We start from the raw sequence: 19,756 nt of genomic DNA, 5'->3' as shown, positions 1-19,756 counted from the left end.
CATATGTTCTAAATTCGGTTGTAAAAAACCGGCTGGAATTACCCTATTAGATAAAGACGAAGGGGTGATTTTTTATGTCTCGGCAGTCTACTTTGGTGGAGAAATACAGAAAGGAAGTGTACCGGATCGGCTGGCGTATCCAATATAAAGCCCGCGTCATCAGCAACCGCGAATATGCGGTTTCGGACAACGCCTACTCGTTTACGGCCGGGAGCTTTACCGAAAGCTCCGACAGCAGGCTGGACATGCTCGCCTTGATCCAATCTCTCCCTTCCCGGGCGGGCCGAATCGTCCTCCACGAGCTTTTCATTCAGGATAAGACGGAAGCGCAGGTCGCCAAGGACCTCAATATGACCCAACAGGCGGTGAATAAATGGAAAAGGAAAATGCTCCGCTTCCTATCTCAGACGAAGAATTCCTCCATCTCGTCAGGCTAAGCAAGGACGGAGATCCCGAAGCCATGCTCCGGCTGCTGCAAGTTTTCGAAGACGATATTCTGAAAATCAGCCGTTACATCCGGATGTCGCGCGAAGATGCCGTCCAAAGCATCGTGACGGACTTTATCGCGTTGGTCAAACAAAGCGATGACGTTCCTCCTTCTTGCGGCGCAGACTCGGACAAGACCTGACGAAAGCGTCACCCCGGCGAGCGGCTAAGTTTCAGAAAAATCTCCTTTCCGAAGGAGATTTTTTTAGTTCCGGTTGTTAAAACGGCCCCCCTTTTACCTACATAGATGAGAGGGAAAACGAGGCGGCGGAAAACGGAGGAGGAGTCCTTCCTTCCCGCTGCGGCTCCATCGGGTTCTCGTCTACATTCTATTTGGAGGCTGATCGTATGAGTTACCATATTATTGCTAATTTCTCTGCCAACCGCGACAACAAAGGAACCTTGAAAATGTACGACGGAAGCGGAGCGCTTGTCTTCGGTCCGGTCGAAGCGCTGGGACGCGGATCGAACGATCCCGCCAACAACAATAATCACGCCAACTGGAAGATGACGAATGCCGATACGCCTACCGGCGAGTATGCCGCTTCCGTCATCGGCGCCGGGACGCCTACGTCCTCGTACGGCCCGTACAGCCGGGTCAATCTTGATCCGACGAGCGGCAATGCGCTTATCGCCGAGAATAACGGCCGGTCCGGGTTTATGATCCACGGCGGCGATGCTTCCACGGACTCGTCCGCTTCGTGGTACCCGCTCAGACCGACTTACGGCTGTATCCGTCTTTCCAACAGCAACCAGAATGCGCTGATCAACAAAATCAAATCCGTCGGCGGCAGCGGCAAACTGACGGTCAACAACATCTGACGGCAAAAAAAGGCGGGGAGCATTCCCCGCCTTTTTGCCTTGTTCCCGTCATGCGCCGCTGCCGGCCGCATGATCCGCCCCGACCGCTTCGGACAGGCTGGCAAACCCGTCCTGCTTCAATAAATCGAGCAGCTCGCTGCTGCACTGCCGGTTGATCCTCGGTCCTTTATAAATAAAGGACGTGTAAATTTCAACGAGCGAGGCACCCGCACGGATTTTATCGTACACATCCCGGGCCGTGAAGATGCCGCCCGATCCGATGATTTTCAGCGTGCCGCCGCTCTGTTTATAAATACTGCGGATGATTTCCGTCGATTTCAAGTGCAGCGGTTTTCCGCTGAGCCCTCCGGTTTCCTCCCTGTGGGGATGAGTGAGCCCGCCCCGCGTCACGGTCGTATTGGCCGCTATGACGCCCGGTATTCCGTGCCTCATGATTTTGCCGATCATGTTTTCGAGCTCGCCGCCGTCCATATCCGGCGCTATTTTGACAAAAACGGGCTTGTCTCCCCGGTGACGGGCATTCAGCCGCTCGGTTTCCGCCACAATGCGGATCAGCAGTTCATCGAGCTCGCTCCCGTACTGAAGCTTCCGGAGGCTAGGCGTGTTGGGCGAACTCAGATTGATGATAAAAAAATCCGCGTATGGATACAAGGAACGGAGACACCTCGTATAGTCTTCATGCGCTTTCTCATTGGGCGTCCGTTTGTTTTTGCCGATGTTGATTCCCAAAGGGATTTTAAGAGCGTTACAGCTCTCCAGCCTCTCTTTCATAGCGTGAATGCCCCCGTTGTTAAACCCCATCCGGTTAATGAGGGCTTCATCGTCGGGCAGGCGGAACAGACGCGGACGGTCGTTGCCCGCTTGACCGATGGGCGTGACGCTGCCCACCTCCATAAACCCGAATCCCATCGAAGAAAGCGCGGGCACGGCCCGGGCGTCTTTGTCCAGACCCGCAGCAAGGCCGATAGGACTGGGAAAGCGGATTCCCAGCAGTTCGCTGGCCAGACCGGGCTCCTCCCTGACTCCGTACAGCTTCTCGATCAGATACAGAAGCCCGGGCTGCCGCTGGATTCTCTGCAAATTCCGCAGGACGAAATCGTGTGCTTCCTCAGGTTCCATTCTAAAGAGCATTGGCTTCACCAAGGCTTCATAAATCAACTGACTTCCTCCCCTTTTCAGACAAAACCCGGGAAGCCGGACTTGACCATGCAAGAGGGCTTCCCATAGTATGTTCAGGCGGTGCCGCGCAGCCGCAGGTAAGTTCCGATCCTCTCGAGAAGATCTTCCCTGCTCCCCTCTGTCCGCACGTAAGCCACAATATCCCAGATGCCCGTTGCGGTATAGATGTTGACACCGTATTGAAACGAATACGATTATTTTTACATTTTTTACTATATTTAAAGTACCATGCCGCCTTTTTCATTTTCAATAGAATTTATGAAATTTTTACCAAAATAAAAAGAAGATTACTTTTTTCGGCTTGAGGTTCGCATGATTGCTTTATATAGTGTACAATGCAAGAAACACCTGTTATCAAAAGTTTGGGTACCCTTAGGAGATGTTTACATGGCAGAAGAACAAGTGATTTTAACCCCCGAAGGACTGGCTCAGCTGGAGCAGGAGCTGGAAGAGCTCAAAACCGTGAAGCGCAAAGAGCTGGCAGAGCGCCTCAAAACCGCGATCAGCTACGGGGATTTAAAAGAAAACAGCGAATACCACTCCGCAAAAGACGATCAGGCCTTTATGGAAACGCGGATTATCACGATTGAGCGGATGCTGAAGAAAGCCCGTGTTTCCGACAATACCGATACGTCTACCGTTAAAGTAGGCTCTATTGTCGTGCTGAACGATATCGAATTTTCCGAAAAAGTGGAGTACCGGATCGTCGGCCCGGCCGAAGCGGACGTAGCCGACAACAAAATTTCTTACGAAAGCCCGCTGGGAGTCTCCCTGATGGGGAAATCGGTCGGCAGTATTATCAGCGTGGATGCTCCGGTCGGAGTCATCAAATACGAACTTCTCGAAATCAGAGCGAAATAATCGCCCATTGCCGGCAAAAAGGGGCTTCCCGCCGAGTCATCTCAAATGACTTGGCGGGAAGCCCCTTTTCATTATGTTCCGTCTCAGTCCGAATGCAGCCATTGCGATTGCTTCGGACGTTGCCTGACATGAATCGTGCCGGATTTCGATGAAGCGGACGGCGCCGGACCGCTGCGGTGGACGGTCACGCAAAATCCGCTACACTTGCCGGTCAGCAGGTTCGGGACGAAGCGCGAACCGGACGGCGCGGCTGATCAGCGGCGGCAGCACGGAGACGTGCCCCTCTCCCTCGAACTCCTTAAACTCGGTCACCATGCCGTATTCGCTTAACGCCGAAAGCCGCTCGCAAAGCTCGGCCGCATTCTCTCCGCCGCCGGTATGATGCGACTTTTCCAGTTCCCCGATGGCGAGGAACAGCTTTATATCCGCAGTCTCACCCGTCGACTCTCCAGCCGAGGCTGACAGCTTGGATGCGAAAGCCCGCTCTTCTTCGAGCAGCACTTGCTTGTTCCAGTGGATGGAGGGGCTGCCGGCTACATAGCATTGGAACGCTTCCGGCTTAGCGTACAGCATATGCAGCACAAAAAGTCCGCCCAGCGAATGGCCGAAGATCGTCTGCCTCCTGCGGTCGACAGGGTACGTCTCTTCGATCCGGGGCTTCAGCTCGTCTTCGATGAACGCCATGAAGGCTTCGGCTCCCCCATGCTCGGGCCGCTCCCCAGCCCTCAGCTTGAAGGGCAGATCCTCCAGACGAATTTCACGCGTGAAATCGTAATGCCGCGCGGGATGAAACGGTCCGTCCGTCGGATAGCCGATTCCGACTACGATAGCGGGAATAACGCCGGTTCTCTCCGGTGCCCGGGACTGGACGCGGACCGCTTCCACCATCGTGCCGAAGACGGAGTTGGCGTCCAGCACGTACACCACGGGAAATCCGGATGGGGGCGCTTCCCCTTCGGGGACGGCGATGAAAATCCGGTACTCCCGGTTTTCCGCGCGCGACCGCATCGTACGCTGCTCGGACCGCGGCATCGTCACACGCTCCAGGACTCCGGCAGCCGCCCCCCCGGGTTCTGCATACTCTCGGTTGATTGTACTCAATCTATCTCACTCCTTCGCCTACCGCTTCTTTTTGCGGTTCCGTGCTGCCTGCGGCCGAAGCCGCCTTGTTGCGCAAATAGCTTTCATACCCGTAGCAGACGGGCGCCCCGTTCTCGGGGTCCAGCATAATCCGGGCATCGATATGGAATACCTGATTCAGCACTTCCCTGGTGATGATTTCATGGGGATGCCCCGTGGCGATAATTTGCCCGCTCTTCATAGCGACGATCCGATGAGAAAACCGGGCCGCATGGTTGATGTCGTGAAGCACCATTACGATCGTCTGCTTCCGCTCCATATTCATTTTCTCCACGATCTGGAGAACTTCCAACTGGTGGGCCATGTCCAGGAAGGTCGTCGGCTCGTCGAGCAGCAGCACTTCCGTATCTTGGGCGAAAGCCATCGCCAGCCATACTTTCTGCCTCTGTCCGCCCGACAAGCTTCCGATCTCCCGATCCCGGAAGGGGGCCACATTCGTGACCGTGAGCGCCCACTCGATCACTTCCTTGTCCTGGGGAGACAGCCTGTTCAGGTTTTTGCGGTGCGGATAGCGTCCGTACGAAACGAGTTCCTCCACTTTAAGCTCCGGTGGGGCGACTGGATTCTGCGGCAGGAGGGCGATATGCTGGGCAATCTTCCGCGTCGGGATCGTATTCAAATTCTGTCCGCGGAAAAAAACGTTCCCGTTCTTCTGCTTCAGAATGCGTCCGATCGTTTTAAGCAGCGTCGATTTACCGCAGCCGTTCGGCCCGATGATGGTGGTGACCTCCCCTTCCCTCACCTCAAAATTGAGATCACGGAATACGCTGTTCTTTTCATAACACGTTTCCAGATTCTCCACACGTATGATACTCAAGGACGAACACTCCCTCTATGCTTTGGCCTTAAACAGCAGGTAAATAAAATACGGAACGCCTATGATCGAGATCATGACGCCTACAGGCAGCTCGACCGGCATAAATACCGTTTTGGCGATAAAATCCGATCCGATCACGAGCAGCATTCCGATAACCGCACTGACCGGCAGAACGCGGTTATGATGAACGCCGACCAGACGTTTGGCGATATGCGGCGACATCAGCCCGATAAAGCCGATCCCCCCGGACACGGAAACGCACGCGCTGACAAGCCCGATACTGCCCAGCAGAAGAATCCCCTTCTGCCTTTCCACGTTTACCCCCAGACTTTTCACGCTGCTCTCTTCGAGCTGGAAAAGATCCAGGGTGTACGCGCTCCTGCGTATAAGCGGGATCAGAATAATCAGCCACGGCAAAATGGAAACGACATATTTCCAGTTGGCGTTGTAAATGCTGCCCGACGTCCAGACGGCGGCCATTTCGAAATCTTTGGCATCCATCTTGAGCGTCAGGAACAAAGCCAGCGCGCTGAATCCGGCTCCGATTGCGATTCCCGTCAAAATCAGGCGCTGGGAATCGATCCGTCCGTTTTTCCAGGAAAAGAGGTAGATAAGAATGGCGGACGCGAGGCCGCCGACCAGTCCGAACAGAGGCATCGTCATAATGCCCCACCAGCCCGTACCGTGCAGCTTGCCCTGGAAGAAGAACATGAAGATAACGATGGCCGCCCCGGCACCGGCGTTGATGCCGAGAATGCCCGGGTCCGCCAGCCCGTTGCGGGTAATTCCCTGAATCACGGTTCCCGCAATGGCGAGTCCCATGCCGACCAGTCCCGCGATCACAATTCGCGGCAGCCGGAATTCTAGAATGACGAGATCGTTCTCGGGACTCGGATCGATCCGGAGGAGCGTATTCACCACGTCCCCGATCATGATATCGAATGAACCGTTGGTCAAGCTTGTATAAGCGGCGATCACGATAAGGCCTATGCCCGTAAGAAGGACCAGCATATAGCGGCTGAACGATTGTTTAGGCATGCTTTTCCCCGCCTCTCGTCCTCGCCAGATACAGGAAAAACGGCACGCCGATAATAGCGGTTACGACACCGATCGGCATTTCGTACGGATAATTCAGGAAGCGGCTGAGCACATCCGCCAAAGCCAGGAAAATGCCGCCCAGCACACCCGCGCACGGAATCACCCACTTGTAGTCGATGCCGATCAGGAAGCGGGTAATATGGGGAATAATCAGCCCCACAAATCCGATTTTGCCGGCCAGAGCTACCGAGATCCCCGTCAGAATAACGACCGCGCCCATCGCGACGATCTTGACCAGCAGCGTTCTCTGCCCCAGATTGATGGCGACTTCTTCTCCCAGCGAGAGAATCGTGATCGATTTCGCAATCCGGAAGGCGGCGATAAGACCGACGATCGCAAATGGAATGCACAGCAGAATCAGCTTGGGTTCCAGTTGATGAAGTCTCGCGTTGTACCAGAAGCTTATGTTCTGCGACTTCTGAAAATACATGGAAAGAGCCGCCGAAACGCTGCTGAGAAACGTGCCGATGACGGTGCCGACGATCGCCATCCGCACAGGCGTCAATCCGTTCGGAAGCAACGAGGCAAGCCCGAATACGATGCCGACCCCGAGCGCGGAGCCGATCAAGGAATAGAAGATCATATCCAATGAAGACGAATTGGGCAGAAAGATCATGCAAAGCGTAATGACAAACGCCGAGCCGTCGGTCACCCCCATGATGGAAGGGGATGCAAGGTAATTCCTTGTCATCCCCTGCATGAGTGCGCCCGATATGGCAAGGAACGCTCCGATTAGAAGCGCCCCCACTACTCTCGGCAAACGGGAGGTCCGGATGATCTGATGATCGACATTACCCGGATCGAAATGGAACAGGGCGTCCATGACCGTTTGCAGATGAATTTGTTTGGCCCCGTACAGAACGGAAAGCACAATGGTGAATACGATGATCACCGGTGAAACCCATAAAATCCATTGAGGCTTTGCCAGACTTCTTTTCATATCGGATTACTCGCTTTGTGTTTGAAATTTAGTTGGTAAGCTTCGGAAGAGCGGCCTCAAGGAACTTGATCTTACTGTACGACGTTCCTCCCTGCGCCAGCGGATCTACGACGTTGACGAACATTTTTTTGTTTTTCACAGCGTTGATACTTTGCCAGATCGGATTCTTCTCCAGGTCTTCCAGCGCTTTCGGCTGCTCTTTATTCTCGTCTTCCGAAAATTGGACGAACATATAGTCCGGATTGATTTCGGACAATTTCTCCAGCGAGATCAACTGCTGCGCCTTGGCCTCTTTTACTTCGTTCGGAACGGCGAGCCCCAGATCGGTGTACAGCGACGGATTGAAGAACACGCCGGCCGGATAAATGGCGATGCTGCCCGCACGCACCCGAATCGCCAGCACTTTTTTATCTTTCAGTGAAGTGCCGAGTTTTTCTTTCGCGGCAGCGGCTTCTTTTTTGTATTTCTCGATCGCTTCTTTAGCCTTATCCTGTTGACCGGTCAGTTCCGCCAGCACGTTCAGATTCGCTTCCCAATCGGTCGAAACGTGGGAGATCGGGAGCGTGACTTTAACCTTGTTCATCTTTTCCATCATTTCAGGCGGAAATTTGGTGGAACCGAGAATGACGTCCGGTTTCAGTTTCAGAATCGTCTCCAGATTCGGCTGTGTTTTCTCGCCCACGGATTCCGCCTTGTCCGTAATGCTTTTGAACATCTCGGGGAACTTGCCGCCGACCGAATTCGCGCCGATCGGTTTCACGCCGAGCACGAGTGCGTCTTCCATCGATTCGAAGGAGCCGGCCACTACGATGCGTTCCGCTTTGGACGGCACGGTATATTCCTTGCCGAGATATGTAATTTTGCGCGTTTCATTCGTACCCGCAGCTGTAGCCGCCGGGCTTTTCGTCGCTTCCGCGCCGCCTGTCTTGGCCGCCTCTTTTTGCGCTCCGCATGCGGAAGATAATAGTGTTACGGCAACCAGACCGGCCGCCACCCATGTTTTTTTCATTTTTCTCTAACCCCTCTCCGTATCCGGAAAAAATGTGTTTGTATCCATACCGAAAATCCATTTCAATGCTTCGGGAAACTGTTCCACGAACACGGGAACGAGGTGATGACCGCCTTCGCCGATAACGAGGCGCAGCTTGGCGCCGTTAAAACCGGAATCCGCAAGCAGCGCGTAAGCCTGCCGGGTTCTGGCCATCATGGCACTCTGAATCGTCTTCTTCCCGACGCCTTCCTGATCCCCCACATACATGTAAAACCTTTGGCCTTCGTCGGCAATCATATGCCCCCGCATATGCTCGGTGATGCCTTCATACCAGAAGGACCCCGAGATGCTGCCGATTCTTCAGAAAACCGCAGGATGCTCGAACGCCGCAAACATCGAGATCAGACCGCCGAGCGAAGCGCCGATCATCGCCGTGCCGGCAGGTCCCGCCAACGTCTCGTACCGGCCGTCGATATAAGGCTTGAGCTCATGAACGATGAGATCCAGGTATTTTTTGCCGAATCCGCCGAAATCTTTGACGGATTCCACCAGAGCCTTCGCAGGCCAAGGCGTATATTCATCCAGCCTCTCATCCGGCTCCAAACCGACGAGAATCAGTTCCGGCAGCTTCCTCTCCCGGAAAAGCTCTTCCATACGGACAACCGCCAGGTTGGTGACATTATCCATATAATCGGACGGATCGTTGACATATACGACCGGGTAACGCTTGTCCGCCAAGCCGTAGGACGGCGGTGTATAAACGGTAAGCGTCCTGCCTTGAAAGACTTGCTGCTCCAAACTTCCTCTTTCTCTACTGCTTTCCATGCCATTCCCCCGACGTTCTCTTTGTAAAACTGAGAATCATTATCACTTAATAACAAAAAAAAGAGGGAGGTTCTTTTTTGGATATTTGTATTGATAACAATTCTCAATTGAAATTATAACCCACGTTTCTTTGCCGGGACATGGACAATACCCGGAATTCAAACTGGACTATTTCCGCAAAAAGAGCTTTTCCACTTCACCCAGAATACGCTCGTGCCCGGAAGCCGAATATTCCCGCCAAGGATCGGAGGGGATTTCGTAAACCCGGTTCTGCCGCACCGCGTGGAGATCCCGCCAAAGAGCCGTCGCCTGCAGATCTTGCCAACGCCGGAGCGTCTCCGTTTCCTGGCAGACGTTGACGAGGATATGGTCCGCGTCCAGCTCCGCCAGCTGCTCCGGTAAAATCGGCACATTGATTTGGTCCCGGCTATAGTCAAAGGCCGGCTTCATACCCAGCTCGTGAAAAAACACGTCTCCCATGCTGCGGGTTCCGCATACCCGAATCTCCTGCTTATGTAAGCTGATCAGCAAAAATGTTTCTTCTCCCATCCGCTTACGCAGTCTGCCGCGGAGCGACTCCACGCGGCGGTCGTATTTACCGAGCCATGTCTCGGCTTCGTCCGACCGGTCCAGATGAGCGGCGATAAGCAGCAGCTGCTCCCGCCAATCCGCCCGGCGATCGGGAATATACAGCACTTTTCCCGCCTGCTCCAGGCGCTCTTTTTCTCCCGGATTAAGGGTATCCATCGAAAGGATAAGGTCCGGCTTCGTTTCCCGCAGCTTCTCGATGTTATGCTCCCAGTCTTCGCTGTACCGGTAGGCGCTGAGATGAACGGGAATATCGGAACGATAGTTCTCGTAATAGTGGCCGGTCCATTTGGGATGAAGGGGCGCCGCATACGGAAGATGATGAATGGCCAACAATTGGCCGATCAGATGCGAATGATGGACCGCGATTTTTTTGCGCCGGTTCTTCATATAAACCGTGGGCGAGACGCCCACTTCCTGTTTGAACTTGCGGCTGAAGTAAAATTCATCCTGATATCCCACTACGTGAGCGATGTCCTTCAGGCGGGATTGGGATAACGCCATCAACTGCTTGGCGCGGTTAACCCGCTGCTCGGTCAAATAGTCGATTACGCTGAGGCCGTACGTTTTTTTAAACAAATCCCCATAGTATTTCGGAGATACTTCGGCCATTCGTGCGAGCTCGTCAATCGTGATGTTGGTCTGGTAGTGATTTTCAATATAGTGCCGGGTGCGTTCCAACGCGCTTCGGGCATCCAAGGGAGATTCATCCCGCATATGGGCGGAAATCGAATGGATCAGTTCAAGAAATGCCGCCTGGGCTCTCAGCCGGTCGAAAGGATCGGCACTGTGCCAGTAGGTAGAAAGCGCCTCGCTCAGCACGGAAAAATGCGAAAGAGAATGCACGGGCAGCACCTGCGGCTCGTTCCACGTTCCCTTCCGGCATCCTTCACCCGTCCCGTCCTCATAAAAAAGGTCGAATCCGACCCATGTCAGCTCCAGACCGCCTGCCTCCGTCTTCATTCCGATTACTTCGCCGGGCAAGCAGACATGTATGTTCTCTGCTTCCAGGCGGCTAAGACTGCCGTCCCGTTTCAAAGCACCTTCGCCGGCCGTAACGACGATCAGCACATGCTGATCAATGAGCCGGTAATCCATTTCCCAGCCGTCCCCGGCCTTGATTGTTTCAACTTGACGTATTTTATAGGAAGCGTCCGCAACGGCTGCCGATAAACCCGGACGTATTTTTGCGTTGTCGGTTACAGAGTCGCTCAACCGTTTCTCCTCCCATTCTGTTGGAATGTCGTTCTGTTCCCGCGTCTGGCGGGTTTAATATACCGAGATGTAATTTTGTGATAATGATTCTCAATATCATTTAATTATAGCAGATGTTCCGTTCTTTGAGAACGGGGTTTCTTTGCGACTGAACATTACATTATCCCAATGAAAAAAGACCGCACATGTCGATAAGTTTGAATCCCTCCTGATAAGTAAGCAAAAACAAAAGTAACACTCACTCTCAACTTTTCACTCAAAAAAATATGATATAATGTGATTATGAAATACCATTCGTGAGGTGTTTATTATGCAATGGCAAGAGGTTCGGAGCATTTACCCTGATCAATATGTCCTGCTTGAAATTCTTGATTCTCATACTGAAGATAACATTCAATTCGTTGATGAAGTTGCTTTGGTTCGAGCGATCCAAGACCCTGACGAAGCAACTAAGGAACTGTTAAAGTGCAAAAACAACAACATCGTCTATCATACCGGACAAGAAAAAATATCCATAGAACTCAGAAAAAAACCTCTCTACAGGAGCCGGTAAATGCAGATCGATTTGATTGATGGTTTACTTCAAACGTCCATGACAATTTGTTACGAAGGGCAATCCTTAATAATCGATAACTTAGTGATTGATACTGGCGCGGCGCATTCACTCTTATCCTCTGACGTTGTTTCCGAAATAGGCATTAAGTTCGAAAATGGTGATAAACTTTTGCGGAGCTTCGGGATCGGTGGGGACGAATATTCTTTTCAAAAACGCGTTGATCAAATTCAATTAGGCAATTTCATCATCGAAGACTTCCCTATCGATTGTGGTGTTTTTCATGAAGATATTAATTACATTAACGGACTCATTGGACTAGATATCCTTAAGACCGGAAACATGATCATCGATCTTCATCAAATGCAATTGTATCCGGCAACCTCCAAATAGCATTAAAATGGGGACGCGAATTCGCGTCCCCATTTCGTCCCCAACTACACTATACGCCTACTCAAAACCCTTATATATCAAGGAACAAACACTCTCAATATGTGTCGTATGCGTGGGCATCCCGTCGCACGTGAGAGAACTCCATGACGGACGGTCTCAAAGCCTGCTTTACTTTACTACAGGCTAGTCTCGCCTGGTGAGATTAGGCAGCTTTTCTATCCAATGCGAATACCCAGAGTGCAAGCAATATGCCGATCAGCGACAAAACCGCTCCGGCCCAAGGAAGCGTCGATAACCCGGCTTGGTTAATGACCATTCCTCCGAGAAAAGCCCCTCCGGCATTGCCGAGATTCAAGGCCGAATGATTGGACGTTGAAGCAAGGGCGGGGGCGTCTTTGGCCAGTGTCATAATCTTGACCTGAAGACCGGGCAGCACACTGAAAGCGGCGACGCCCCAAATGAAAATCGTCACCACAGCCGCAGCGGGCAAATAAACCGTGTAGGCAAAGACCGCCAAAATAAGCGCCAGTACGGCGAAACTGCCGATCATCACCGGCATCAGCTTCCAGTCCGCCAGCTTTCCGCCCAGAATATTGCCGAAAGTAACGCCGAAGCCGAATAAGACGAGAATCCACGTCACACTGTGCTCCGCATAACCGGTCACCTGCTCCAAGAGCGGAGCGATATAAGTGAACACGGTGAACAGACTGCTGCAGCCAATAGCTCCCGTAAGAAGAACAAGCAGCAGTCTCGGCTGCGCCAGCGCCCGGATCTGCCGGACCAGGCTGGATGATTCTTCCCGGGGAATGACCGGAATCAGGGCCAGGATTCCGATGAGCGAAATAACGCCCATCACGGCCACTGCCCCGAACGATGCCCGCCAGCCCAGATTCTGGCCGATAAACGTGCCGAACGGAACGCCGATGATATTGGCGATTGTGAGGCCCGCCATCATAATGGAGACAGCCGCAGCCCTGCGGTGCGGCTTCACCAGATTGGCGGCGATAACCGAGCCGACGCCGAAGAAAGTGCCGTGCGCCAGCGCGGTCAACAGCCTCGCCCCCATCAGCAGGCCGTAATTCGGGGCGATGGCCGCTACCGTGTTGCCGAGGATGAACAGCACCATCAGCAGGCAGAGCAGCATTTTCTGCGGCAGGCGGTGCGTAGCGACCGCCAGCAGCGGGGCCCCGACCGCTACTCCGAGCGCATAGCCCGTAATCAGTTGACCCGCATGCGGGATGGAGACATTTAGATCCCCTGCCACATTGGGCAGCAGCCCCATAATGACAAATTCAGTCATTCCGATAGCAAAGGCGCCGCATGTTAAGGAAATGAGCGCGAGCGGGAACCGGTCCTTGGCCGATTCCGTTTTACCCGCAAGTTGTGCATGATTCATGATGTCCGGTTGATCCCCTTTCCGCTATTCGATAAGACAATGATTTATGTTAGCACGCTTATCGAGTAAACTCCACCCTTGCAGGCCCGACTGATAACGATTATTGATCAGCAATCGGCTGGCAGCATACCGCCGGAATCCGGTCCGCCAGCCACACTTCGTTCCCGGCGTAATAGAACCGGACGCCTTTCTGTGCGGCCAAGGCTGTATCCACCTCGAGAATGACGAGTTCTCCTCTCCTCTTTCCCGCTAAAGAAGCGAAATGCAGCCCTTCGGACAGGTGCACATATTGGCGGGACATGGGCAGGAGCCCGTCGGTCATAATCAGAGGAACGGCCTTCCGGTTCGTTCCGTGATAAAGGACAGAAGGCGGTTCAGCCGCCTCGTACGTAATACGTTCATGACTGTGCCCGTATCTGGCCCGGATAGAGTCTTCCACAATCTCGAACCGCTGTTTTTCACATTCGCGGACTACTCTTTGAATGTCTTCGGGACGAACATCTTTGAAACCGGACACACGATTCAAAACGGCCAAAAAGTCTTTCAGCCGGCAGAATCCTTCCTTATCGAGGATAAGCCCGAAATCTCCGGGAGTATGCCGTAACATTTTGCTCATCAGCTTGCTTAAGCGCGTATCTTTTTTTGAAGCCGGCATCTTTCTCAAACTCCTTTTATGACCGCCATCGGCTTGCACTTGGCAACGACGGACGCGAGGCCCGCGCCGACGACGCTTTCTATAATTTGATCCACATCTTTATAGGCCTGCGGCGATTCGTCGAGAATCGTTTCGAGGGAACGCTGGTTCACGACGACCTCGTCCTCCATACCCACTCGCATACTGGCGGAAAATTCATCTACGGTTACGAGCCTTTTCGTAGCGCTTCTGGACCGGATGCGCCCCGCTCCGTGGCAGATGGAATGATAATTGGCTTTTCCTCCGTCCGCACCCACCATAATATAAGAAGAAGTTCCCATCGAGCCCGGAATTAACGCGGGGTGGCCCGTCGAGGCGTAAGGCTCGGGATTATCCGGATGATTTGCGGGAAGCGCGCGCGTAGCCCCCTTGCGGTGGACGAATACCCGGCGGCCCTCATCTTCCGTATCTTCCTCCCAAGCGTAGTTATGCATCAGATCGTAGAGGGTGGCCAATTCGAATTTGGAACCGAACACGTCTTTACCCGCTTCGCGAACCGCATATGCGATAAGATGACGGTTTACGACCGCATAGTTCAGCGCCGAATACATCAGATCCGTATACTGTACGGCCAAAGGATGATCCAAGGAGGCGAACAGCAGATTGGGATCGGCTGTCCCCATGCCTTCGGCCCGCATCATTCGTTTGATGTCGCTGCCACACAGCTGGCTGACCGATCCGCCCCACGCACGCGATCCGGAATGGATCATGACGATCACCTGACCGTCAAACAATCCCCATGCTTCCGCCGTCGCCCGGTTTTCTTCCGCGATTTCCACCGACTGGATTTCGGCGAAATGATTGCCTCCCCCCAGCGTTCCGAGCTGGCGGTGAGAACGGTGCCAGACGTTTTCCGGCAGCCGGTTCAGCGAATTCTCGTCAAAACCGAAGCGGCTCGATTCCACGTGAGTAAGCGATTTGGCTTTACGCGGCGTATAACCGTCGGGGATGTACTTTTTCGGAAGGCCGTGAAGCCCTTTTTTCACCACCGTCTCCAAACGAATATCGGAAAAATGTCCGCGGGTATGGGCATCGACCGGCAAGTACTTCTCAATCGTGCGCACCAGCTTCTTCCGCAGCTTCAAATCCTTCAATTCGTGCTTGTGCAGATTTGTCAGATGAACCCTCATGCCGCAGCCGATATCGCTCCCCACGATGGAGGGGGATACATACCCGTCCTCGCTGTTCCAGACGGCCGTAGTGCCGATGCAGGTGCCGACTCCGACGTGAACGTCCGGTGTATAACTCATATAAACCCCGTTCGGAATTTGCAAATTGTTGTTCGCCATTTCGAATACTTTATAGTCCAGCGCCTCATATAAGGACGGTCCGGCGTACACGTGTACGGTCCCCGAGGGCAGTTTAACCTGACGGTAATAGTTTTCTTTCATAGATAGACTTCCTTTCTTGATTGAAAAACTTGATTGAAAAATAAATGCAAAAAAACCATGGACCTCGCGTCCATGGCTGTCTGCAGCACTGTTATTCAGGTTCGCAAGCGTTAAAGCACGCGCCTGACCAACTTTCACATGATCCCGTCGAGACCGGTGAAATGGACTTCTCTGTTCGATTGAGTGTGCGAAATGGTAACTGTCATTGTTCCCGGCCTCCTTTCGAATAATTGTACCCATCATACGGTCTACTGCGGCAAATTGTCAATCCGTATCACTGGGAAAAAATGATTATAATGGTTTCGGCATTTATTAATACGTTAATAAAATCGAATATTAATCTAGTTCATTTCCAAAATATAGGTTGAAAGTCCTATCTAACTATGAGACGATTACGAAAGATTTTCACATAGGAAAAGGGGACACTTATTTTGAACAGGAAAGTAAAATCCGCACTTCTAGTCACTCTGCTTGCAGCCTCTGTCGCAATGCCCGGCAGCGTATTTGCCCAAGAACCCGTAAAAGTTTTCATACAAAACGAGCGGGTGCATTTCGACGTCGAACCCGCGATTGAATCGGGGGTGACTCTCGTCCAATTTCGTCCTATTTTTGAAGAACTGGGCCTAACCGTAGAGTGGGACTCCAAAACCAACACCGTTACGGGCCGAAAAGACGGACTGTCCATCGTCTTGCAAATAAACAACAAAAATGCGGCCGTCAATGGTGAAACCAAGGTTTTGGAGGTAGCTCCGGCAAATGTGGACGGCAACATAGTCGTCCCGTTGAGATTTATCGGCGAAGCTACAGGCAATCAAGTAAATTGGAACGAATCCGCACGCCAAATCGTTATCCGCAGCGGCCCGGAACGCGGATCAGGCAACAGCGCTACGGTGAGTGATCCTTATTTCAATTGGACTTGGGGAATGAGCCCGGCCGAGGTCCAGGCTACACTGAATCAAAAACCGTATATCCAATACAACGGCGACAAAGGCGGTTACGATTTCGTGCTCTATCACAATCGGTTTGTAGAGGAAAACGACAGCCAATTGGCTTTCAAATTTAACTCCTCCGGACTAACGGAAGTCGCTTATCTTCCCGTGTTGTCTTCTACCTATGACGAGATCTACGATATGTACGGGGAAATCTCCGGGACACTGTCCGCCTTTTACCGGCAAGACGACGAAGACTACTTGATATGGTCGGATGATCTTGCGGAATCCTTTTATAAACAAATCTACGGAAAGGACCGCAGAGGGATGATCGAAATGGCCATGGGATCGGAAAACTTAACGATTTTCAACCAATTCGAGGCAGATACCTACAAAGCATCTTTGCTCTTTACCAATGAGGGCACGCTGACAGAGCCGGAATATAAAATGGGCCTGATCTACTCGCGTCCCAAATAACGAAGCGCTCCTCATTGTTTTGCTTAAAACGATCAAGAAATTTATAATGGCAGGAGGACGCTAACGCTAAGCTATATATAAGAAGGAGAATACACGATGAAGATTTATGCGGTTCTTTCGTTTAACGGTGAGAGTACGGAGAATGTGTGCGTGACGCCGGACGAAGAGAAGGCCATGGCGCTTAAACCGGAAGATTTCGAAGATTGCGACGCGCTGTTCCTGGAAATTTGGGAAGACGGCGAGAAAATAGACGATTACCGTCTCGTTTAAAAAATAAGAACCGGCCGGCCCTTCTTTCCGAAGAAAGAAAGTGCTCGGCCGGTTCTTTTTATAATTGCTCCGCTAGGCGGGCCCGGGCTCCTTAAAACAGGCCGGACTCCGTTACCGTTTTGTAGAATTGCGCGAATTCCTCAAAATTAAGCTGCTGCGCTGCGTCTGAAAGAGCGGTTGCCGGGTCCGGGTGAACTTCGACCATCACGCCGTCCGCGCCTGCGGCAAGCGCCGCTTTCGCACAGGGCGCCAAAATATCTTTGCGTCCCGTGGAGTGGGTGACGTCGACAAGCACCGGGAGATGGCTCTCCTGCTTGAGGATCGGCACGGCCGAAATGTCGAGCGTGTTGCGCGTCGCCTTCTCGTAGGTGCGGATCCCCCTCTCGATCAGCATCACTTGCGTGTTGCCCCGGGATACGATGTACTCCGCGGCGTTCAGGAACTCATCGAGCGTGGCCGCTAACCCCCGCTTCAACAGGACGGGAACGCGCACGTCGCCGGCCGCTTTAAGCAGCTCAAAGTTCTGCATATTGCGCGCGCCGATCTGAATCACATCAATGTAATCGCAGGCGATTTCGATATGCGCCGGGTCGACGATTTCACTGATCGTTTTGAGACCGAATTCGGAGGCCACTTCTTTAAGAATTTTCAGCCCTTCGATGCCAAGTCCCTGGAAATCGTATGGAGATGTGCGGGGCTTGAACGCCCCTCCGCGCATGACCGTTACACCGGCTTCTTTCAGAACGGCCGCGACTTGACGGACCTGTTCGTAGCTTTCGACGGAGCAAGGACCGGCGATCATGACGGGCTTGCCGTTTCCGATCGAAATTCCGTCACCCAGCGTGACGATCGTGTCCTCTCTCTTGTTTTTACGGCTTACGAGCAGATGTTTCTTCTGGCCTTCCTCCTGCAAGTTAAGCGACGCCTTGAAAATCTGCTTGAACAGATGCCGGACCGTCTCGTGGCTGAAGGGGCCTTTATTGAGCGCCACCAGTTCATCGAGCATTTTCTTTTCGCGGACGGGATCGAATTTTGGAACTCCTTGGCGTTCTTTCTCCAGACCGATCTCCTGAACGATTTCAGCCCGCTCCGAAAGCAGCTCCAGCAATTGGCCGTTAATCGTATCCAGCCGTTCACGCAGTGTATCTAAATTTCCTTGTGCCATCGTAATCTCTCCTTTTTATGTCCAGAAAATAAAAAAAGACTTCTCCTCCGCAAGGGACGAGAAGTCGTGGTACCACCCTTATTCGAGAGAACGGGCTGCATAAAAAAGCTCGGTCCTCTCACTTTCGGCCCTGTAACGAAGGGAATACGGGCAACCCTAGAGAAAGCCGCTTACGGCTGTTCCATCAGGCACCGGCTCCGGAGTGAACTTCGGCGGGGACATTTTCTCGGACGCTCTCAGTCGGTGGCGGCCCGTTCCTGTCATAAATGTCAATCCGCTTACTCTCTCCTTCTCAGCCTGTTCAACAAGTAATTTTACTCATTCTACTCCAATGGGAAAAATAAAAGCAAGCTATCGGTTTAATGCGAGATTGCATTACCGCGATGAAGTAACCACCCCACCCGCCGTTCAGCCGTAGCGGACGAGCACGTGCCAAAGCTGCTTCAAATATTGAAGCACCTCGTCCGGGGTCCCGAAGTCCGCCCACGATTCCGGCTGACGATGCAGGCTGGCCGCGGCTCTGCCGATCGCGGCCGCATCGAACGCGTCCGGGGACGCCCCCTCCGTCCCGTAGGACGAAACGACTCGCCGCGCAAGCGGAGGCATAACGGGTCCGCGGAAATCTTCCGGCACCGATCCGGCGGCAAGCCGGAAGCCGGGATGCCAATAGAGCGGAATGCCGTAAGCCTCGCTGAGCGCGTCAAGCTGCGCGCCGGTGGCGGTGCCTTGAAAGGACGGGTCCGCGACGAGCGCGGCCACGTCGGACTCCAGGCGGATCGCCCCGTGTATCTGCGCTTCGACGTAGGCGTCGAGGGCGCGGCCTATTCCGCCGGAGGCACCGGGACCGGGCAGCCCGTCTTTGCCGTCAGGCTCCGCTGCGCTCAGACAGCGGGCTGCAAACGCTCCCGCTCCCGGCACATCCGAAGCGAGCGCCGAGCCCGTGGTCCGCACCTCTTCGAGCAGGGCCGCCAGTACCGGCATAAACACCTTGCGGGTGCCCGCATGTTCCGGCTGCGCATGACTGTCCCCGCAGGTAAACGTGCACCGGTCCAGGACGCCGGCTTTCAGCCGGAAATGGCAGGACCCAAAGCGCGGGGACGCTCCGTCCGCGTAGCGCATCACGTTCAGCGCGCCGTATTTCGGCCTGTCGCACGGCTCTGCGCCCTCCGCCTGATATGCGCCCGCGAACAGGCTTCGCTCCCAGCGGTCGCGGTCCCCGCCCGGATAAGCGCTCAGGCCGCCGCTGGAGATGCGCGTTTCGAACTGGCTCCGGTATTCGCCGTCCCGCAGCAGCCCTTCCGCAACGGTAAGGCCGCCCGCGATGAGCCGGTCCGGGTGAAAATTCAGCGTGACGCGGGAGCGGGCCAAAACTGCTGCGCACAGATCGTCCGCGGACATAACGTCGTAAGCGGCCTCCCGCAAAATCCGGGCCGCCTTCTTCCTCGCATGCGGCTCCGCCGCGGCTGCTTTAGACTCTACGGACTTCAGTGCCCGCTCCTGGCAGCGTTTAAGCTCCATCATCGCGA

General features: G+C 53.6%; 22 protein-coding genes. 8 read left to right on the top strand and 14 right to left on the bottom strand.

Going from position 1 to position 19,756, the window contains the following annotated elements; genetic code table 11:
• Positions 1 to 74 precede the first annotated feature (74 nt).
• The 3 genes from PCH01S_RS00405 (at position 75) to PCH01S_RS00400 (ending at position 1,308) form a co-directional block, all read left to right on the top strand.
• Entirely contained in the window at positions 75 to 437 is a 363-nt protein-coding gene (locus tag PCH01S_RS00405; protein ID WP_042225764.1) for a sigma-70 RNA polymerase sigma factor region 4 domain-containing protein, read from the top strand.
• Entirely contained in the window at positions 374 to 628 is a 255-nt protein-coding gene (locus tag PCH01S_RS30090; RefSeq protein WP_129112497.1) for a helix-turn-helix domain-containing protein, read from the top strand. The genes PCH01S_RS00405 and PCH01S_RS30090 overlap by 64 nt, the downstream gene beginning before the upstream one ends.
• A 206-nt stretch (positions 629 to 834) precedes the next feature.
• Entirely contained in the window at positions 835 to 1,308 is a 474-nt protein-coding gene (locus PCH01S_RS00400) for a L,D-transpeptidase family protein (RefSeq protein WP_009673902.1), read from the top strand.
• Positions 1,309 to 1,356: 48 nt separating this feature from the next.
• Here the strand turns inward: PCH01S_RS00400 and PCH01S_RS00395 are convergent, their stop codons facing one another.
• Positions 1,357 to 2,466, bottom strand: coding sequence for a quinone-dependent dihydroorotate dehydrogenase (locus PCH01S_RS00395; protein WP_042225763.1), 1,110 nt, complete (start codon positions 2,464 to 2,466; stop codon positions 1,357 to 1,359).
• A 408-nt stretch (positions 2,467 to 2,874) separates the two neighbouring features.
• On the opposite strand from PCH01S_RS00395, the gene greA reads away from it, so the two are divergent.
• Complete coding sequence (greA, locus tag PCH01S_RS00390; RefSeq protein WP_042225761.1) at positions 2,875 to 3,348, top strand: transcription elongation factor GreA; 474 nt, start codon at positions 2,875 to 2,877, stop codon at positions 3,346 to 3,348.
• A gap of 198 nt (positions 3,349 to 3,546) precedes the next feature.
• On the opposite strand, the gene PCH01S_RS00385 is transcribed toward greA, so the two are convergent.
• From PCH01S_RS00385 to PCH01S_RS00355, 8 genes are all read right to left on the bottom strand, one after another.
• Positions 3,547 to 4,449 (bottom strand): alpha/beta hydrolase, encoded by a 903-nt coding sequence (locus PCH01S_RS00385; RefSeq protein ID WP_042225759.1) that lies wholly within the window; start codon positions 4,447 to 4,449, stop codon positions 3,547 to 3,549.
• Between the two features lies 1 nt (position 4,450).
• Positions 4,451 to 5,305: an ABC transporter ATP-binding protein gene (locus PCH01S_RS00380; protein ID WP_042225757.1), complete on the bottom strand. Its 855-nt coding sequence runs from the start codon at positions 5,303 to 5,305 to the stop codon at positions 4,451 to 4,453.
• 15 nt (positions 5,306 to 5,320) lie between these two features.
• Positions 5,321 to 6,343: a FecCD family ABC transporter permease gene (locus tag PCH01S_RS00375; RefSeq protein ID WP_042225756.1), complete on the bottom strand. Its 1,023-nt coding sequence runs from the start codon at positions 6,341 to 6,343 to the stop codon at positions 5,321 to 5,323.
• Positions 6,336 to 7,343 (bottom strand): FecCD family ABC transporter permease, encoded by a 1,008-nt coding sequence (locus PCH01S_RS00370; RefSeq protein ID WP_042225754.1) that lies wholly within the window; start codon positions 7,341 to 7,343, stop codon positions 6,336 to 6,338. The genes PCH01S_RS00375 and PCH01S_RS00370 overlap by 8 nt, the downstream gene beginning before the upstream one ends.
• A gap of 28 nt (positions 7,344 to 7,371) precedes the next feature.
• Entirely contained in the window at positions 7,372 to 8,352 is a 981-nt protein-coding gene (locus PCH01S_RS00365) for an ABC transporter substrate-binding protein (RefSeq protein WP_042225752.1), read from the bottom strand.
• A 6-nt stretch (positions 8,353 to 8,358) separates the two neighbouring features.
• On the bottom strand, positions 8,359 to 8,631 hold the full coding sequence (locus PCH01S_RS31140; RefSeq protein WP_241688665.1) for a hypothetical protein: 273 nt from the start codon (positions 8,629 to 8,631) through the stop codon (positions 8,359 to 8,361).
• 63 nt (positions 8,632 to 8,694) lie between these two features.
• On the bottom strand, positions 8,695 to 9,159 hold the full coding sequence (locus PCH01S_RS31135; RefSeq protein WP_241688664.1) for an alpha/beta hydrolase: 465 nt from the start codon (positions 9,157 to 9,159) through the stop codon (positions 8,695 to 8,697).
• Positions 9,160 to 9,327: 168 nt separating this feature from the next.
• Positions 9,328 to 10,962, bottom strand: coding sequence for an ABC transporter substrate-binding protein (locus tag PCH01S_RS00355; protein ID WP_042225750.1), 1,635 nt, complete (start codon positions 10,960 to 10,962; stop codon positions 9,328 to 9,330).
• A 310-nt stretch (positions 10,963 to 11,272) separates the two neighbouring features.
• On the opposite strand from PCH01S_RS00355, the gene PCH01S_RS00350 reads away from it, so the two are divergent.
• Both PCH01S_RS00350 and PCH01S_RS00345 read left to right on the top strand, forming a co-directional pair.
• On the top strand, positions 11,273 to 11,515 hold the full coding sequence (locus PCH01S_RS00350; RefSeq protein ID WP_042225748.1) for a hypothetical protein: 243 nt from the start codon (positions 11,273 to 11,275) through the stop codon (positions 11,513 to 11,515).
• Entirely contained in the window at positions 11,516 to 11,908 is a 393-nt protein-coding gene (locus PCH01S_RS00345; protein WP_042225747.1) for a retropepsin-like aspartic protease, read from the top strand.
• Between the two features lie 202 nt (positions 11,909 to 12,110).
• Here PCH01S_RS00345 and PCH01S_RS00340 read toward each other — a convergent pair whose 3' ends face one another.
• The 3 genes from PCH01S_RS00340 to PCH01S_RS00330 form a co-directional block, all read right to left on the bottom strand.
• A complete protein-coding gene (locus PCH01S_RS00340; protein ID WP_042225746.1) occupies positions 12,111 to 13,304 on the bottom strand; it encodes an MFS transporter in 1,194 nt (397 codons plus the stop codon).
• Between the two features lie 100 nt (positions 13,305 to 13,404).
• The gene (locus PCH01S_RS00335) at positions 13,405 to 13,959 is read right to left on the bottom strand and encodes an RNA 2'-phosphotransferase (protein ID WP_042225744.1); all 555 of its coding nucleotides are present in this window, start codon (positions 13,957 to 13,959) and stop codon (positions 13,405 to 13,407) included.
• A 5-nt stretch (positions 13,960 to 13,964) separates the two neighbouring features.
• Positions 13,965 to 15,389, bottom strand: a complete 1,425-nt coding sequence (locus tag PCH01S_RS00330) for an RtcB family protein (protein ID WP_042225742.1) — start codon at positions 15,387 to 15,389, stop codon at positions 13,965 to 13,967.
• 431 nt (positions 15,390 to 15,820) lie between these two features.
• Here PCH01S_RS00330 and PCH01S_RS29125 point away from each other — a divergent pair, with 431 nt between their 5' ends.
• Both PCH01S_RS29125 and PCH01S_RS30750 read left to right on the top strand, forming a co-directional pair.
• Positions 15,821 to 16,795: a copper amine oxidase N-terminal domain-containing protein gene (locus tag PCH01S_RS29125; protein ID WP_053228600.1), complete on the top strand. Its 975-nt coding sequence runs from the start codon at positions 15,821 to 15,823 to the stop codon at positions 16,793 to 16,795.
• A 96-nt stretch (positions 16,796 to 16,891) separates the two neighbouring features.
• Positions 16,892 to 17,065, top strand: coding sequence for a hypothetical protein (locus PCH01S_RS30750; protein WP_164977131.1), 174 nt, complete (start codon positions 16,892 to 16,894; stop codon positions 17,063 to 17,065).
• 91 nt (positions 17,066 to 17,156) lie between these two features.
• Here the strand turns inward: PCH01S_RS30750 and PCH01S_RS00320 are convergent, their stop codons facing one another.
• Together PCH01S_RS00320 and PCH01S_RS00315 are read right to left on the bottom strand one after the other, a co-directional pair.
• Positions 17,157 to 18,230: a bifunctional 3-deoxy-7-phosphoheptulonate synthase/chorismate mutase gene (locus PCH01S_RS00320; protein ID WP_042225740.1), complete on the bottom strand. Its 1,074-nt coding sequence runs from the start codon at positions 18,228 to 18,230 to the stop codon at positions 17,157 to 17,159.
• 408 nt (positions 18,231 to 18,638) lie between these two features.
• Positions 18,639 to 19,751, bottom strand: a complete 1,113-nt coding sequence (locus PCH01S_RS00315; RefSeq protein WP_042225738.1) for a DUF3626 domain-containing protein — start codon at positions 19,749 to 19,751, stop codon at positions 18,639 to 18,641.
• Positions 19,752 to 19,756 lie beyond the last annotated feature (5 nt).

The sequence above is a fragment of the Paenibacillus chitinolyticus NBRC 15660 genome (assembly GCF_000739915.1).
GTDB classification, from domain to species: domain Bacteria; phylum Bacillota; class Bacilli; order Paenibacillales; family NBRC-103111; genus Paenibacillus_F; species Paenibacillus_F chitinolyticus.
Note: the sequence above shows the minus strand (reverse complement) of the source record. Positions and strands in the feature narration are given on the sequence as shown.